Genomic DNA, 15,119 nt, shown 5'->3' with positions numbered 1-15,119 from the left:
AGAGCTGTCTTTCAAGTACGATTCGTTCCAAGTGCAGGGTCTAACGTGATGAATGATAATCTACGCGCCATTAGTATTGCTCTGGTCGCCGAAACCAAGCAGGTGAACCGTTTTACCCTGACCCAGTGGCGTATTGCTGAACTCGCTCTGGGTGAGCAGGGGCCCGTGGTGCTGCAACTGCAGCTTTCGATGACCGAGCGCGCGGCCTACCGTTTCAACCTGACGTCTACCACCCCAAGATTATTCGTGCGCGCGGGCTTTACCAGCCAAGCGCCAAAGCCCAGTGCCATTACCGCTAGCCAGGACGTCGCGGCGGGCTGGATGGATGGCGAACAGCAGGTGCTCGAAGCGCCAATGCCCATGGCCATTCAGGTCTGGATTGAGAACTATCTTGCGCGCCACGGCGAAGCGCCGATGGAAATGCGTAAAAAGAAACGCAAAGGGGCCGGGCGCGCTAAAGACACGCCCACCAAGGAGCAGCCGCAATGAGTCGCTTAGAGCGCTGGTCACGCCGTAAACGCAAGGTTCAAAGTGAAGAAGAAGCCCCGCCAACCGTTGTGGCTAACGCAGCGGATGAGGAAGCGTCAGGGTCGGCATCTGCGCTGCAGAACGAAGCCGAGCAGCCCGACCAGCCGGAAGGCGAAGCAGGTGCGATAGACGCCGCACCGGCCCAAGCGCCAGAGCCGGGCAGCCTCGACCACACCTTGCCTGACCCTGATAGCCTAGCAGCGGGCAGCGACTTCAGCGCTTTTATGGCGCCAGGTGTCAGTGGCGCTTTGCGGCGGCGCGCCTTAAAACGGCTATGGGCTACGGGTAACTACAATGTGCGCGATGGCCTGGATGACTACGATGCCGACTACCACCAACAGCTAAAACCCATGGCGTCGGAACTTGCCAGCAAATTGCGCCGTTGGACTCATAAAGTGGAAGAGGCGGTGGATAAGCAGCTGGACGATACTCAGCCCAATCCTCAGCCTGACGAAGCGTCCCAGCAAGAAGCGCCATTAAGCGAACAGATACAAGAAACATCATCATCAGCAACATCTGCATTAACAGAAGAAACCACAGCGTCTGAGACAGGCACCGATAACGAAGTCACCAAGGTCACCAAGCGCTAATAGACGACCAGTCTGATTTTATAAGCCTCTAATACGAAAATATGAAATCGTTATTAATGCGATAAAAAACAAAGTTTTATTATGCTTTTGGTGGCTAGCGTTGGTAGCGCAATTGGCAAAAAAAACGCCTACATCGTAGTCTGAATGTAGTACCAATGAAACGTTATGCCCTATAGTACTTAGACAGCCGTTATAAAATATAACTCAAAAATATAATAAGAATTATTCCCTGACCGTGAGAGCGCATGAACCAACGAATCCAACTGGCGTCGCTAGACGACCAGCGCAATGCCGAGGCTCGGGAGGTGGTACGCCAACGTATCTCCTGGCCGGCTAATTTAACGCCCGCCAATGTGACCTATCACAGCCGTGGTCATGCCCTGTTGATAGGTACTGAAGCCGATATTCATCCTGCCGCGCGTGCCTTGCAGGGGCGCGGTTTGGCATCGCTAACGCTGCTCGTGATTGATCCGGCCACCAACGGCCCGGATAGCGGCCCGGTCGATCCACACGGCGCGAATGAGCCGTTAATTGTTCAAACGTTGAACCGCAAACAGCTCGCCCAGCTGCGTATTAACGGTTATTTAGGCGCGTTTAGCGTGCAGCTTGATGACGGCGACGCTCCGCTGGAATTGGCGCGTGCACTGATTGAGCGCGATGGGTTTGATTTAATCCTCGATCTTGCCGCGACCACCCATACCCAGCGCTGGGAACTGCCACCTCCCGGCTACGTTGTCATGCAATGGCAAGATGTAGAACAGCGCACCGCCACGCTCGACGATTTCGTGGGGCTAGTGGGCGAATTTGATAAGCCACGTTATTTTCAAGTTAATAGTGACTTATGCGCCCATTCCACCAGCGGTAATATTGGCTGCACCCGCTGTTTGGACGTTTGTCCGGCGGATGCCATTTCTAGCATTCAAGGGCGCATAGAATCCCATATAGAGATTGATCCCTTCCTCTGCCAAGGCGTGGGCAGTTGCACCAGCGCCTGCCCGACCGGCGCTATCGAATTTCGTCTACCGGAAACGCGCCGCCAGCAGGATACGCTCTCCGCTTGGCTGGGGGCCTACCGCGAAGCCGGTGGTCAAGTGCCAGTTCTGCGCTTTATTACCCATGATTCCCAAGACGCCGAACGCGCTGCGGGCACGGTGCCTGCCGGCCATATCATCGATGCGCCGCTAGAAGAACTGGGTGCGGCAGGCCACGACCAGTGGCTAACCGCGCTTGCCGCCGGTGCCGCCGAAGTGCGTATCCAACTGCACCCCGATATGCCTGCCCGCTTGAGCGCCTTTTTGAGCGATCAAGTTGCCCAGGCGCATGCCCTGCTGGATGCCTTAGGTCTTGATCGCGCGCGGGTAACGCTGCTGGATGTTGCCGACACGGCTGCTCGCGACGCGCTACCGGCGCTAACCCCGTTGACGGATGCCCCGCTTAACCTTCCGGAGCCAGAAAAACGCGCGCGCTTGAATCGCGTACTGGCGCGGCTGACAGAGCTAGGCGCGCCTAGCGGTGAACGGGTCGCGATGCCAGTGGGTGCCGCCTACGGCGCGATTGAGGTGGATAGCGACGCCTGCACGTTATGCCACGCCTGTGTCAGCAACTGCCCGACCCCGGCATTAAAGTCAGGCGGCAACACGCCTGCGCTGAGCTTCCTTGAGGCGGACTGTGTGCAGTGCGGCCTGTGTGAGCAGGCTTGCCCGGAAAACGCGATTACCCTGATGCCTGGCTTCCTGGCATCTAGTGCCCGTGAAACGCGCCATATCTGCCACGAAGAAGCGGCTTTCGAGTGCATCAACTGCGGTAAGCCGTTTGCCACCGTCAGCACGGTAGCAACGATTAAAGAGAAGTTGGCCAATCACCCCTACTTTGCTGGCGAAGCGATGATCCGTCTGGAAATGTGCGAAGACTGCCGGGTGAAAGACGTTTGGAAAACCATGATTCGCGATCCCAACGCGCAACTAAAGGTATAAGCCGATGACGGACGCCCTGCCCACGCTAAACGAAGCGGATGCGCTACGCGCCGATATCTATCGGCTTTTTGCTACGCTATTGCGCCAAGCGCCGGACGACGAGCTGCTTAACTGGTTGGCTGAACTTTCCATCGAGCAGGATGGCAGCCGCTTAGCGGAGTGCTGGCAATCGCTGGCTGGCGCCGCTCAAAGCGCGCATGCAGAAAAATTGCAACGAGCTCACTTTCGCCATTTAGTGGGCGTTATTCAAGGGGACGTTGTGCCGTATGCCTCCTGGTACCGCAATGGTGAATTGATGGAAGCTGCGTTAGTGGCGCTGCGCCGTGACTTGAAAGTACTCGGTTTCGAGCGCAGCGAGCATACCCGTGACCCTGAAGATCACCTTGCCGCGCTGTGCGAAGTCATGGTGATGATGATTGAGTCGGCGAGTTTCGAGCAGGCTTACTTCTTTAGCCAACATTTAGCCCCCTGGGCGGCCGACTGCTTTGCTGACATTGGGCAGGTAGATACCGCTTTCTATGCAGCGCTGGGGCAGTTGGGTAGCGCTTTTATGGAGAGTGAGCAAGCCCGCTTGAGCATTGATGCGAGCCATAAACCGGTGCGTATCGTAGAGCATTAATTGGATAAAAAAGACCGCAAGCTTTGAAAAAAAGCTTTGAAAAAAACAAAGTCCGTATAAAAGACCCAGCACAAAAAGCATGCAAGAGGAGAAGCCCATGCAACCGTCACACAACGCTGAGCGCCGCCGGTTTATGAAAACCGTTGGGTTGGGAACCGCCGCCGCTGGTGCCGCGGCGGCCGTCGGTCATGTCACTCTGGCCCAGGCTGACACGGCCCCGGAGAAAAACGAAAAAACAACGGTTAATTATCGTGAGACTGATCACGTCCGTGCTTATTACGCCTCGCTGCGTGACTGACGGCGGAATGCCAGGAGACTTGCCATGCGTTTAACTCGCAAAACAGACACCCCTAAAGCCGATGGGCTGGGTATTTCCCGCCGCCAGTTTCTCAAGCGCAGCGGTGCCGCCACGGGCGGGGTAGCGGCCGTTGGCTTCATGGGCGCGCCGATGATGCAGCGCTCAGAAGCAGCCGATAAAACACCCGTACTAGACTCGCCGGTCGAGACCAAACGCACCATCTGCTCGCACTGTTCGGTAGGTTGTGGCGTTTACGCCGAAGTTCAAGAGGGCATTTGGACCAAGCAAGAACCCGCGTTTGATCACCCCATCAACCGTGGTGCGCACTGTGCGAAAGGCGCTTCACTGCGCCAGCACGGTCACTCCACGCGGCGTCTCAAGTACCCGATGAAGCTTGTGGCGGGCGAATGGGAGCGCATGAGCTGGGAAGACGCCGTTAACGAAATTGGCGACAAGCTACTTGAGCTGCGCGAAGAGCACGGCCCGGACAGTGTCTACTGGCTGGGGTCAGCGAAGTTCAACAACGAGCAGGCGTATTTAATGCGCAAGCTCGCCTCGCTGTGGGGCACCAATAACACCGACCACCAAGCGCGTATCTGCCACTCTACCACCGTGGCAGGCGTGGCTAATACCTGGGGTTACGGAGCGATGACCAACTCGCTCAACGACATGCACAATAGCAAGTCGATGCTGTTCATTGGTTCTAACCCCAGTGAAGCGCACCCGGTCGCGATGCAGCATTTCTTGATCGCCAAAGAGCGCAATAATTGCGACATTATCGTGGTCGACCCACGTTTTACTCGCACCGCTGCTAAGGCCAACAAATACGTACGCCTACGTCCCGGTTCAGACGTCGCTTATATTTGGGGTCTGCTGTGGCACATCTTCGAAAACGGTTGGGAAGATAGCGAGTATATCAGTCAGCGTGTTTACGGCATGGATGACGTGCGTGCCGAAGTGGCTAACTTCCCGCCCAGCGTTGTAGAAGAAGTCACCGGTGTGCCCGAAGCTGAAATGTACGATGTCGCCAAGCGCCTCGCCGACAACCGCCCCGGCTGTGTCGTTTGGTGCATGGGCGGTACCCAGCACACCACCGGCAACAACAATACCCGCGCCTACTGCATCCTTGAACTAGCGCTGGGTAATATCGGTAAAGCAGGCGGCGGCGCTAACATTCTGCGCGGTCACGATAACGTACAAGGGGCAACCGACCTGGGGTTGGGTTCCGATTCGTTACCCGGTTATTACGGCCTGGCGGAAGGTGCCTGGCAGCACTGGGCGCAGGTTTGGGATCTCGACTACGAGTGGATGAAAGGCCGCTTTGACGATACCGAATACGCTGATGGAAAACCGATGTACAGCGCTGGCATCACCGTGTCGCGTTGGGTCGATGGCGTATTGGAAGACGATGAGAACATCTCCCAGCGTACCGCGCTGAAAGCCATGTTCTACTGGGGGCATGCGGTCAACTCGCAAACCCGTGGCGTCGAAATGCAGCAAGCGATGCGCAAGCTTGAGATGATGGTCATTGTAGATCCTTATCCCACCGTCGCTTCCGTTATGCATGACCGCACTGATGGCGTTTATCTGCTGCCAGCCGCTACCCAGTTTGAAACCACCGGCAGCGTTACGGCCACCAACCGCTCTCTTCAGTGGCGTGACCGGGTCATTGAGCCGCTGTTTGAATCCAAGCCTGACCACGAAATCATGTACCTGTTTGCCCGCAAGCTGGGCATTGGTAATGAGCTGGTGAAAAACTATCAGATGAACGGCGATGAGCCGCTGATTGAAGATATTTTGCGCGAAATTAACCGGGGTATGTGGACGGTAGGTTACACCGGCCAAAGCCCTGAGCGTCTCAAAGAACACCAGCAGAACTGGCACACTTTCAGTTTCGAGAACCTGCGTGCAGAGGGTGGTCCCGCCGATGGCGATTACTACGGCCTGCCGTGGCCCTGCTGGGGAACGCCAGAGTTTCGCCACCCCGGTTCGCCTAATCTCTACGACACCAGCGTCCCAGTGATGGAAGGCGGAATGGGCTTCCGTGCTCGCTTCGGTATTGAGCGCGACGGCGTGAACCTTCTAGCGGAAGGCTCTGCGCCTGTAGGCGGCGATATCGACGACGGCTATCCAGAGTTCACCGACCAGTTGCTCAAAGATCTAGGCTGGTGGGACGAGCTGACGGCCGAAGAGAAGCTGGCGGCGGAAGGCAAAAACTGGAAAACCGATTTTTCCGGTGGTATCCAGCGAGTTGCCATTGAGCATGGCTGCGCGCCCTACGGCAACGCCAAAGCGCGCGCCGTGGTATGGACCTTCCCCGACCAGGTACCGAAGCACCGCGAACCGCTTTATACCACGCGTCGTGACTTAGTCGAACGTTTCCCCACCTGGAACGACTTTGACTCCATCATGCGTCTGCCGACTCTGTATAAAACCATCCAGGATCGCGACAACACAGATAAGTATCCGATGCTGCTCACCTCTGGGCGACTGGTCGAGTACGAAGGTGGCGGTGAAGAGACGCGCTCCATGTCGTGGCTGGCCGAGCTGCAGCAGGAAATGTTTGTCGAGATCAATCCGGCGGACGCCAACGACCTGAGTATCAAAGATGGCGATGATGTCTGGGTCGAAGGGGCAGAAGGAGGCCGGGTGAAAGTCAAAGCCCTGGTCACGCCTCGCGTTGACCGTAACGTGGCGTTTATGCCGTTCCACTTTGGCGGCATGTTCCAGGGCGAGAGCCTACGCGACCGTTACCCGGAAGGGTCGGATCCGTACATCATCGGTGAAGCGGCCAATACCGCCACCACTTATGGCTACGACCCGGTGACACTAATGCAAGAGACCAAGTGCACCATTTGCCGCATTGAGCGCGCTTAAGCCCCGACCGACCTGACAGCACGACGGTGCGGGAGCCATCCCGCGCCGGCATAAGGAGAACACCATGGCTCAAATGAAATTTATGTGTGACGCCGAACGCTGCATTGAATGCAACGGCTGCGTCACCGCCTGTAAAAATGCCAACGATGTCGAGTGGGGCATTCAGCGCCGCCGCGTGGTCACGCTCAACGACGGTGAAGCGGACGAAATGTCTATTTCCGTTGCCTGTATGCACTGCGACGACGCCCCCTGTATGGCGGTGTGCCCGACAGACTGCTTCTATAAAACCGATGACGGTATCGTACTGCACGACAAAGACCTCTGCATCGGCTGCGGTTACTGCCTCTACGCCTGCCCGTTTGGCGCCCCGCAGTTTCCCCAGCAGGATGCCTTTGGCGAGCGTGGCAAGATGGACAAGTGCACCTTCTGTGCAGGCGGCCCCGCCGAAAGTAAAGAAGAAGAGTACGAGAAGTACGGCTCCAATCGCATTGCCGAAGGCAAACTGCCGCTATGTGCGGAAATGTGCTCTACCAAGGCGCTGCTCGCTGGCGATGCCCAAGACGTCGCTGATATCTTTCGTCAGCGTGTGGTGCAACGCGGCCACAAAGATGGCGGCTGGTCGAATAATCCCCAGGCCAGTGCCGACAACCTAGCCTATGATGCTGCCCATAAAGGGTAAGGAGGCGTGCCATGAACCTGTTGACTGCACAGGCACCCGGTGGGGTGCCACGCTCAGGTAAGGGGCTCGCCCTGGGCATTTGGCGCTTTATGTTGGTAGCGCTGGCTCTGGTGCTAAGCCTAGGTTTTACACAGCTGGCGGTGGCCCAGGCGGAGCCTAACCGCGAAATGACCACTGCGGCTCCCGGCATAACGGCTGATCAGTGGCGTCAGGTGCGAAGCGGTGAGACCGGGCCTAACTACCGCGACTCGCGCTATGAGAGTAACTACAACCTGATCAACTCAAGCGGTGAAACCTGGCGGCAGATCCGCAACCGTTGGGTATCGCCGTTTGGTCTGATTGCGGTATTTGGCATGGCGGGACTGATCGCGCTGTTCTACTTTATTGTTGGCCGCAAGGAGCTTGAAGCGCCGCGCACGGGCCGCCTGCTCTTGCGTTGGACACTGATGAAACGCGCACTGCACTGGGTGGTAGCGACGCTGTTTATTGTACTGGCGCTGACCGGTATGACGCTGTTGTTTGGTAAGTTTGTGTTCCGTCCTCTGTTTGGCGATGGGGTATGGGCCTGGATGATTGCGGCCACGAAAGTGCTGCATAACTACCTGGGGCCTATGTTCGGCATTCTGCTGGTGATCCTGCTGGTCAGTTTGATCAAAGAAAATCTGCCCAAGAAACACGACCTCGTCTGGTTCAAGCAGGGCGGCGGTATGATTGGTAAACAGCACGTCGACGCCGGTTTTGCCAATGGGGGTGAGAAAGCGTGGTACTGGCTGTTGGCCACCGTGGGTATTCTCGTCGTTGCCAGTGGCTTTGTGCTCGACTTCCCTAATTTTGATCAGGGGCGCGATACCATGCAGTGGGCCAATATTATCCACGCGGTGGGTGCATTGGGTCTTACCGCTGTTTCCCTCGGGCATATCTACATCGGCACGCTGGGTACCGAAGGCGCGCTAGAGGGTATGACCACGGGTTACGTGGATGAAACCTGGGCCAAAGAGCACCACAACCTGTGGTACGAAGAGGTCAAGGACCAAACGCTATCCGAAGAGGAGGTGGCGGCTCGCAAGTCAGGTGGTGATAGCAGCGAACCATCGGCACCGCGAACCAGCTAATAAGCCTTTGCTAAGACCTGAGACACCGCCGAATTTGGCGGTGTCTTTTGTTATGCTTGGCCTGAAGTTACTTAACCACCAGGCGTTCAGGCGTCATTTTATGAGAGGAACGGTTATGTCAGCGTTTGATGAGTTTGATTCCGCCACGCGCACCGAGCTTGAAGCCGCCGCGTTTCGGCGCTTGCTACAGCATTTGGACGATAACAAAGACGTCCAGAATATCGACCTGATGATTCTGGCCGATTTCTGTCGCAACTGCCTTTCCAAATGGCTGGTGACGGCGGCTGACCAACGTGGCGAAACGCTCGATTATGAAGCGGCGCGTGAGTACGTTTACGGCATGCCTTATAGTGAGTGGAAGGAGCTTTACCAAGGAAAAGCGACACCCGAGCAGTTGGCGGCGCTAGACGCTCGCCAAGCCCAAAAACAAGCCAAAGGGTAACGGCCATGAATGAGCCAATGTTGCCCCTCAATATCGCCGTACTCACCGTCTCGGATACCCGAACGGAAGAGACGGATCGAAGCGGCCAGGCGCTTGTGGAGCGGCTAACCAACGCAGGCCATCGCTTAGTTGAAAAGCGCATCGTGCCAGACGATGTCTACCGTATTCGCGCGGTGGTAGCCAACTGGATCGCCGATACAGATGTGCAGGTCGTCATCACCACCGGTGGCACTGGCTTCACTGGGCGCGACTCTACCCCTGAAGCTATTTCAGTGCTGCTGGATAAGCGCATCGAAGGCTTTGGTGAACGCTTCCGCCAGCTTAGCGGTGAAGAGATTGGCAGCTCGACTATTCAAAGCCGTTGCCTCGGCGGCCTAGCCAACGCCACGGTAGTGTTCTGTCTGCCCGGCTCAACAGGCGCCTGCCGCACCGGCTGGGACGGCATACTGGCTGAACAGCTAGACAGCCGCCACAAGCCCTGCAACTTCGCCAACCTGGTTATCCCGGGTCGAGGTCAGCATGGTTGAATATGAACTTGTTTGACAGTGTGACAACACTGGAAAGTAGCCAGGTTTAATTTTTAGACATATGGCCTGCTTGGCAGGCCATGAGATGATTTTTATAGACGATTAGATAAAGCGCTAATAGAGGTTTTTTTGGAAGTCCACAAACACATCACGGATGTTTCCTACTGGACCTAGTTCGCTTACAGCATCTCGGATGTTGTGGTACTTCAGCTCAATCAGCAGCGGTAATTTGTCGGGGTCAAGCTCGCCAACGCCACGCTCTACATAGTGATCTAGAACAAAACGCAAAAATTCTTGCTGTTGATAGTCGTAGCCACGAAATATTGACTCCCTATGGGAGTCTACTCGCTCAGTGCGTGTGACCGGTGGGTGATTAAACGCAATATAGGCTAACACGTCGTAAATATCGCTTTTGTCGGCCTCAATCATCTTGCCGACATCAAGTAGCTGTTCGATGGCGTACCCCTTTTCTTCCAGGCTTGCTAACAGCTTTTTCCGCGTATCAGGACTGCTCCAGAGCTCGCGCAGTTTATCCTCATCAGAAAACCAAGCAGGTAAGTCGCCATAAAGGCGCTTCACAAACTCAGCGGCCGACATCGGCGTGCCGTCAGGACTCCAAAAGCTGGTGGCGCTCATGTGCTGTAACGTGCGCTCTTTTCCATCGGCTAATTTAACTTTAATCTTTGTTTTTTTCTGACAAATACAGGGCTTCTCAGCACATTCAGGGCAAGGTTCAGGTGGCTCTTTCTTACACGCACAGGGGCGTTCGCCGCACTCGGTGCATGGTGCTGGTGGCTCAACAGCACACTGACAGGGCATCTGGCCGCACTCCTGACAGGGTTCTGGGGGGAGCGGCTCACCGTCCCACTCTGGGTCATTAAAGTGCTCATGAGCTCTGACAAAATCGTAGATGGTGAAATAGTCTTTACCATCAAACAAGCGCGTGCCGCGGCCGATAATCTGTTTAAACTCAATCATAGACTTTACCGGGCGCATTAAGACGATATTGCGCACATTACGGGCATCAACACCGGTAGAAAGCTTTTGTGATGTGGTCAGAATAGTAGGGATCGTTTTTTCGTTATCCTGAAACTGCTTTAGGAAACGCTCGCCCTCAGCGCCATCGTCAGCGGTGACTCGCTCACAATAATGGGGGTTTTTGTTGCTTTTCATTTGGTTGATCAGATCACGAACCGCCAGCGCATGCTCCTGAGTGGCACAAAAGACGATGGACTTTTCACGCTGATCAACCTGCTCCATGAACACCTGAATGCGATACTTCTCTCGGGCCTTTATTTCAATAACACGGTTAAAGTCGGTCTCGGTATACCGGCGACCCTTTTCTATCTCACCCTCAACGACTTCGTCATCACTGGTATAAACATAGTCATCTAACGTCGTGGCAATCTGCTTTACCTTGAACGGGGTAAGATAACCGTCATTAATGCCCTCTTTAAGTGAGTAAATATATACAGGTTCACCAAAGTAGGCGTAGGTATCGGCGTTGTTATCACGCTTTGGCGTTGCCGTTAAACCAAGCTGCACTGCTGGATGGAAGTATTCTAGAATGCCTCGCCAGTTGCCTTCATCATTAGCGCCGCCCCGATGGCATTCATCGATAATGATAAGATCGAAAAAGTCCGGTGGGTAATCGCCAAAATGGGGTGCCGAGCCACCATCTTCATCCCGGCCCGTCATAAACGTCTGGAAGATGGTGAAAAAGATGCTGCCGTTTTTGGGCACCCGGCCTTTTTTGCGGATAGTGTCTGGATCGATACGCACTAAAGCATCTTGAGGAAAGGCCGAAAAGTCATTGAAAGCTTGGTTGGCGAGGATGTTGCGATCAGCTAAAAATAAAATGCGCGGTCTTCGTCCTGTGTCGCCCGTCTCCTGGGCAGAGAGACTCCAGCGGGCGTGAAATAGCTTCCAAGCAATCTGAAAAGCAATAGCCGTTTTGCCTGTTCCAGTGGCAAGGGTGAGCAGAATCCGGCTTTGGTCATTAGAAATTGCTTCCAATGCCTGGGTAATCGCGTTGTGCTGATAGTAGCGTGGTTGCCAGAACCCACCTTTATCTTCGAAGGGGACGGCACCAAAGCGCTCGCGCCAGACATTCTGTTCAGCGAAGGTCTCCGCCCAGAGCGCTTCTGGTGTGGGGTAGCCATACACCAGGCCCTCTTCACCGGAGATTAGGTCTACACGATAAATACCTTCTCCGTTAGTGCTGTAGGCAAAGCGGGCCTGAAGGCGTTCGGCGTAGCGCTTTGCCTGGGCAAGACCTTCTGTGACCGGCAGCGCGCGCTTTTTGGCCTCAATCACCGCTAACTTCTGGCCTTTATAGGTCAGTACATAGTCAGCAATATCCGAAGGGCCTCGGCGGCCACCGCCTTGCAGTCGCCCTGGAGCAATCACCTCGCGCCGAACCCGGCTGGCATCAACGACACCCCAACCAGCTGATTTCAGCGCCGGGTCAATCAGTTCTGCTCGGGTTTCTGCCTCGTTCATAGCTTTCCTACCAGTCTGGCCGCTTTGCGGCCTGTTCTGAAAACAGAATCAAGAGTGAATCAAGAAGTTTCGCTCTCATTAAATATACAAATTATTGATTTAATTTGTTTTTATAGAAAACGAGCATCATTTTTCCGCGCAAAATCAAAACCCGATCAAGAAATTAGGCCCACCAGGGAATGTAACCGGCTCTTGGGTGTTCAGGGTCGGCTTCTCGAATCAGCCCTGTTTCCTTCGCCTTCTTAATAACAACTGACGCTTGCGACGCATTCCTGCTTTCAATACCGAATCGCTCACACAGTGTTGCGTTTTTCATGCGCTCGCCGGTTAAAAATTTAAGAACTGCATGGTGATAACATGCCCGTGTGCGCTCTTCTGGAGTCATTTGGGCAAAGTTTCGCGGCCCATAAAGTACCACCTGCATGGCATTACCTTCTTCCCGAAACAGCGGTGGTGGCAACTGGAACATTTCAACGGAAGCGATCACTTTATCTAAGCCGCTGCCTTGCTCTTCACACATGCCCATCCGGCGCATCAGTGAGGCCAGCGCTTCATTTCGAGAGCGGGGCGGGAGGTCAATCATTCGGTCAGCGGGCACCAACGGCTTACCGGGATTAGTTATCTCCATGCGATCCTGAAAAACCTCAACCTGTGGGCCAGCCCCGGAGATAGTCATATCCTGATGAATCAGCGCATTGGCGATCACTTCACGAACCGCGATAGTAGGAAATAGCGGCTCTTCGGTGCGCAGCGCTACATCAATATGCTCATTTTTCGGCAGAATACCGTTAATAAATTCAATGAGCCCTTCAAAGCCCACTGCATAGCCTTTCTTACCTTCAACCCGGTGGCTGACCTGAGCTGCCCGATTTTTACCCGCATAGGCAGTAAAGCGAACGGCTTTCCGGGCTAAGGCACTATCGAACTGGGTAAGGTCAGAAGCAAAAAGAATGGCACCCAGATTGGTGATGTTCCAGCGTTCACCGACATCCTGGTGAATCAAACGCTCTGCCGCTAATTTATCGAAAATTCCCCGTCGATTATCCGGCAGTGGCTGCTTCGTGAGTTTGAAGTAACTGCTGTAATCGAGCAGATCCAAGACCTCGTCGCCGCTGACATACTGTCGAGCTATCGCATGCTCCCAGGTATAGGGGCGCAACCGCTCAATCAACTGCTGGTAGCGCTCCGGATAATCCGTCAACTTGGGTGTCGCGCTACCAATGCGAATGTAGGGGATGTTTTTGAAAGCAACCGGCGCAGAGGTAGCTGCAGGTATCTCCAGAATCACCACGTTGCCACCCGGGTGCTCGACCCGCCTGAATTGAAAGGCAATGCTGGGTTGTAACTCCCGAGCTAGCCAAAACGCCAGTTCTTGCCCATTGGCTTTCTGAGTATCTGGGTTGAAACTTGAGCCGATGACTTGAAGTGAGGCATCGTCAATGCCCCAAAGCATATAGGCGATATCTTTGCCCACAAGGCGAGCGGCATTAGCCAGCGCAGAACAGCGAGCGCCGATCATGCTGGGTTCAACATTATCTTTCTTGAACTCCAGCCAGTCTGTTTCAGCACCTTGGGCCAGCAGCTCGTTGATCAGATCAATATCGCGTTGCTGGCTCATAGGGCAAGACTCTCTTGCCCAGTCACGCGTTTACCGCGCCCTTGGGGCACCAAGCCATTGTGGCGTAGCTGAGAAATGGCATTGCGGAATTGCTCCTCTGAATACTTAAGCTTATCAGCATGCCAGTTTTCCCGCGCTTCGTGAATGATGGCGTTCTCTGAAGGCTCAATACCTTCGAGGAGCAGGTTGTTCCATGCCGCATATGCTGTCGCTAGAATTTCCGTTTCAGCGGTATTGAGTGGCATGAGTAACTTAACCACGCGCTTCAATACGTTTTCATAGGGCGTTAGGGCCTGCATGGCTTCTGCAACCAAATCCCCGTAATGCCCACCTTTCCTAAAATCGTAACCTCGCTGACCAGTAGGGCGCTTAACAAACTCAAAAAAGCAGCGATCTCTAGCCCATTCTTCTGCCCGTTGCATATGTTGAAAATCATTGGGGCCAGCGGCATCTTTAATAGGCTGGCGCCCCAGGTCGATATCTGCCAGTGACTCCATCAAATGGAGCGTTTTCTGTGCCTTGACACGACCGAAGGTCTTTTCTCGGCTCTGCGAAGCATGCCAGTGATAAGCGGCTGCCATAATGTAGGCAGCAAATTCCGGTGAGTTGGTGTCTATCGGGCCCTTCGGCTGTTTTTGGGCAGTGATTTCAACCACGTTATTAGCAGTCAGTTCTCCGGAGAAGGCCTTTAGGAGAAGGGATTGTTTTAACTCAAGAAGCGCTGATATCTTTAGTTTGCTGACTGCAACCAATCTCTTTGTGCTTTCAGAGATGTCTATAAACTTACTTACTATCTCTTTTTGTACTCCTAATGGAGGAAGCGGTATGAGAAGGTTTTTTAACTCTTCTGAATTTATTTTTAGCGTCCCATGGGCGGCAGCACTCAATGTATTTTCTGAAGCATTAATTTTATGTTTTAGGCTAAACAACAAATAACTAGAAACAACATTAGGCTCGGGTAGTATAGCTTTAATATCCTGATTAAAGGCGCAAGGTACCATCAGCTCTGTAACCTGTGCTCCATGTGCAAGTCCCATTCCCCGAACAAGAACTAATAAAGCGCCAGCCGGAGCAAGGCGAGTTACTGATTCAGAGATAGCACTTTCAGAAATATGAAGCTGTGAATCGTACATATAGGCTGTCTTCATGTCTCGACCAGACACCCAAGGGATATTGCCATCCCAGTATTCTGCTTTTTTCTTTGATGGGGTGCCGCCACTTCTGAATTGGCAAATATCTGAAAGCCGTTTTTTTGGATGTTCTTGATCACATTTATCTAGGGCCTGTTGACGTTTCACATGGGCAGCCATAAAAAACCACAAGCTAAGGCCACCATGCTTTCGTAGTTTCGCTT

General features: G+C 54.2%; 13 protein-coding genes. 10 read left to right on the top strand and 3 right to left on the bottom strand.

Features of this window, described 5'->3' with window-relative positions:
- Positions 1-48 precede the first annotated feature (48 nt).
- The 10 genes from RZA33_RS04250 to moaB all read left to right on the top strand — a co-directional run bounded on the left by RZA33_RS04250 (position 49) and on the right by moaB (position 9,645).
- Positions 49-489, top strand: coding sequence for a DUF3305 domain-containing protein (locus RZA33_RS04250; protein WP_317506610.1), 441 nt, complete (start codon positions 49-51; stop codon positions 487-489).
- Positions 486-1,118 carry a DUF3306 domain-containing protein gene (locus RZA33_RS04245; RefSeq protein WP_317506609.1) on the top strand — a complete coding sequence of 211 codons (633 nt, stop codon included), beginning with the start codon at positions 486-488 and terminating at the stop codon, positions 1,116-1,118. Before RZA33_RS04250 ends, RZA33_RS04245 begins: the two co-directional genes overlap by 4 nt.
- A gap of 245 nt (positions 1,119-1,363) precedes the next feature.
- On the top strand, positions 1,364-3,091 hold the full coding sequence (locus RZA33_RS04240; protein ID WP_317506608.1) for a 4Fe-4S dicluster domain-containing protein: 1,728 nt from the start codon (positions 1,364-1,366) through the stop codon (positions 3,089-3,091).
- Between the two features lie 4 nt (positions 3,092-3,095).
- A complete protein-coding gene (locus RZA33_RS04235) occupies positions 3,096-3,710 on the top strand; it encodes a TorD/DmsD family molecular chaperone (protein ID WP_317506607.1) in 615 nt (204 codons plus the stop codon).
- Between the two features lie 97 nt (positions 3,711-3,807).
- Positions 3,808-4,008, top strand: coding sequence for a twin-arginine translocation signal domain-containing protein (locus RZA33_RS04230; RefSeq protein ID WP_317506606.1), 201 nt, complete (start codon positions 3,808-3,810; stop codon positions 4,006-4,008).
- Between the two features lie 24 nt (positions 4,009-4,032).
- Positions 4,033-6,885: a molybdopterin-dependent oxidoreductase gene (locus RZA33_RS04225; RefSeq protein WP_317506605.1), complete on the top strand. Its 2,853-nt coding sequence runs from the start codon at positions 4,033-4,035 to the stop codon at positions 6,883-6,885.
- Positions 6,886-6,949: 64 nt separating this feature from the next.
- Positions 6,950-7,564: a formate dehydrogenase FDH3 subunit beta gene (gene fdh3B, locus RZA33_RS04220; protein ID WP_317506604.1), complete on the top strand. Its 615-nt coding sequence runs from the start codon at positions 6,950-6,952 to the stop codon at positions 7,562-7,564.
- Positions 7,565-7,575: 11 nt separating this feature from the next.
- Positions 7,576-8,676: a formate dehydrogenase subunit gamma gene (locus RZA33_RS04215; RefSeq protein ID WP_317506603.1), complete on the top strand. Its 1,101-nt coding sequence runs from the start codon at positions 7,576-7,578 to the stop codon at positions 8,674-8,676.
- Between the two features lie 115 nt (positions 8,677-8,791).
- The gene (locus tag RZA33_RS04210; RefSeq protein ID WP_317506602.1) at positions 8,792-9,118 is read left to right on the top strand and encodes a DUF1244 domain-containing protein; all 327 of its coding nucleotides are present in this window, start codon (positions 8,792-8,794) and stop codon (positions 9,116-9,118) included.
- Positions 9,119-9,123: 5 nt separating this feature from the next.
- A complete protein-coding gene (moaB, locus tag RZA33_RS04205; protein WP_317506601.1) occupies positions 9,124-9,645 on the top strand; it encodes a molybdenum cofactor biosynthesis protein B in 522 nt (173 codons plus the stop codon).
- A 114-nt stretch (positions 9,646-9,759) separates the two neighbouring features.
- On the opposite strand, the gene hsdR is transcribed toward moaB, so the two are convergent.
- From hsdR to RZA33_RS04190, 3 genes are all read right to left on the bottom strand, one after another.
- Positions 9,760-12,147 carry an EcoAI/FtnUII family type I restriction enzme subunit R gene (hsdR, locus tag RZA33_RS04200; RefSeq protein WP_317506600.1) on the bottom strand — a complete coding sequence of 796 codons (2,388 nt, stop codon included), beginning with the start codon at positions 12,145-12,147 and terminating at the stop codon, positions 9,760-9,762.
- 163 nt (positions 12,148-12,310) lie between these two features.
- Positions 12,311-13,765 carry an ATP-binding protein gene (locus RZA33_RS04195; RefSeq protein WP_317506599.1) on the bottom strand — a complete coding sequence of 485 codons (1,455 nt, stop codon included), beginning with the start codon at positions 13,763-13,765 and terminating at the stop codon, positions 12,311-12,313.
- The coding region (locus tag RZA33_RS04190) for a restriction endonuclease subunit S (RefSeq protein WP_317506598.1) at positions 13,762-15,119 on the bottom strand (1,358 nt) is incomplete at its 5' end. The genes RZA33_RS04190 and RZA33_RS04195, both read right to left, overlap by 4 nt.

The sequence above is a fragment of the Halovibrio sp. HP20-59 genome, from assembly GCF_033052795.2.
Classification (GTDB): Bacteria; Pseudomonadota; Gammaproteobacteria; order Pseudomonadales; family Halomonadaceae; genus Vreelandella.
Note: the sequence above shows the minus strand (reverse complement) of the source record. Positions and strands in the feature narration are given on the sequence as shown.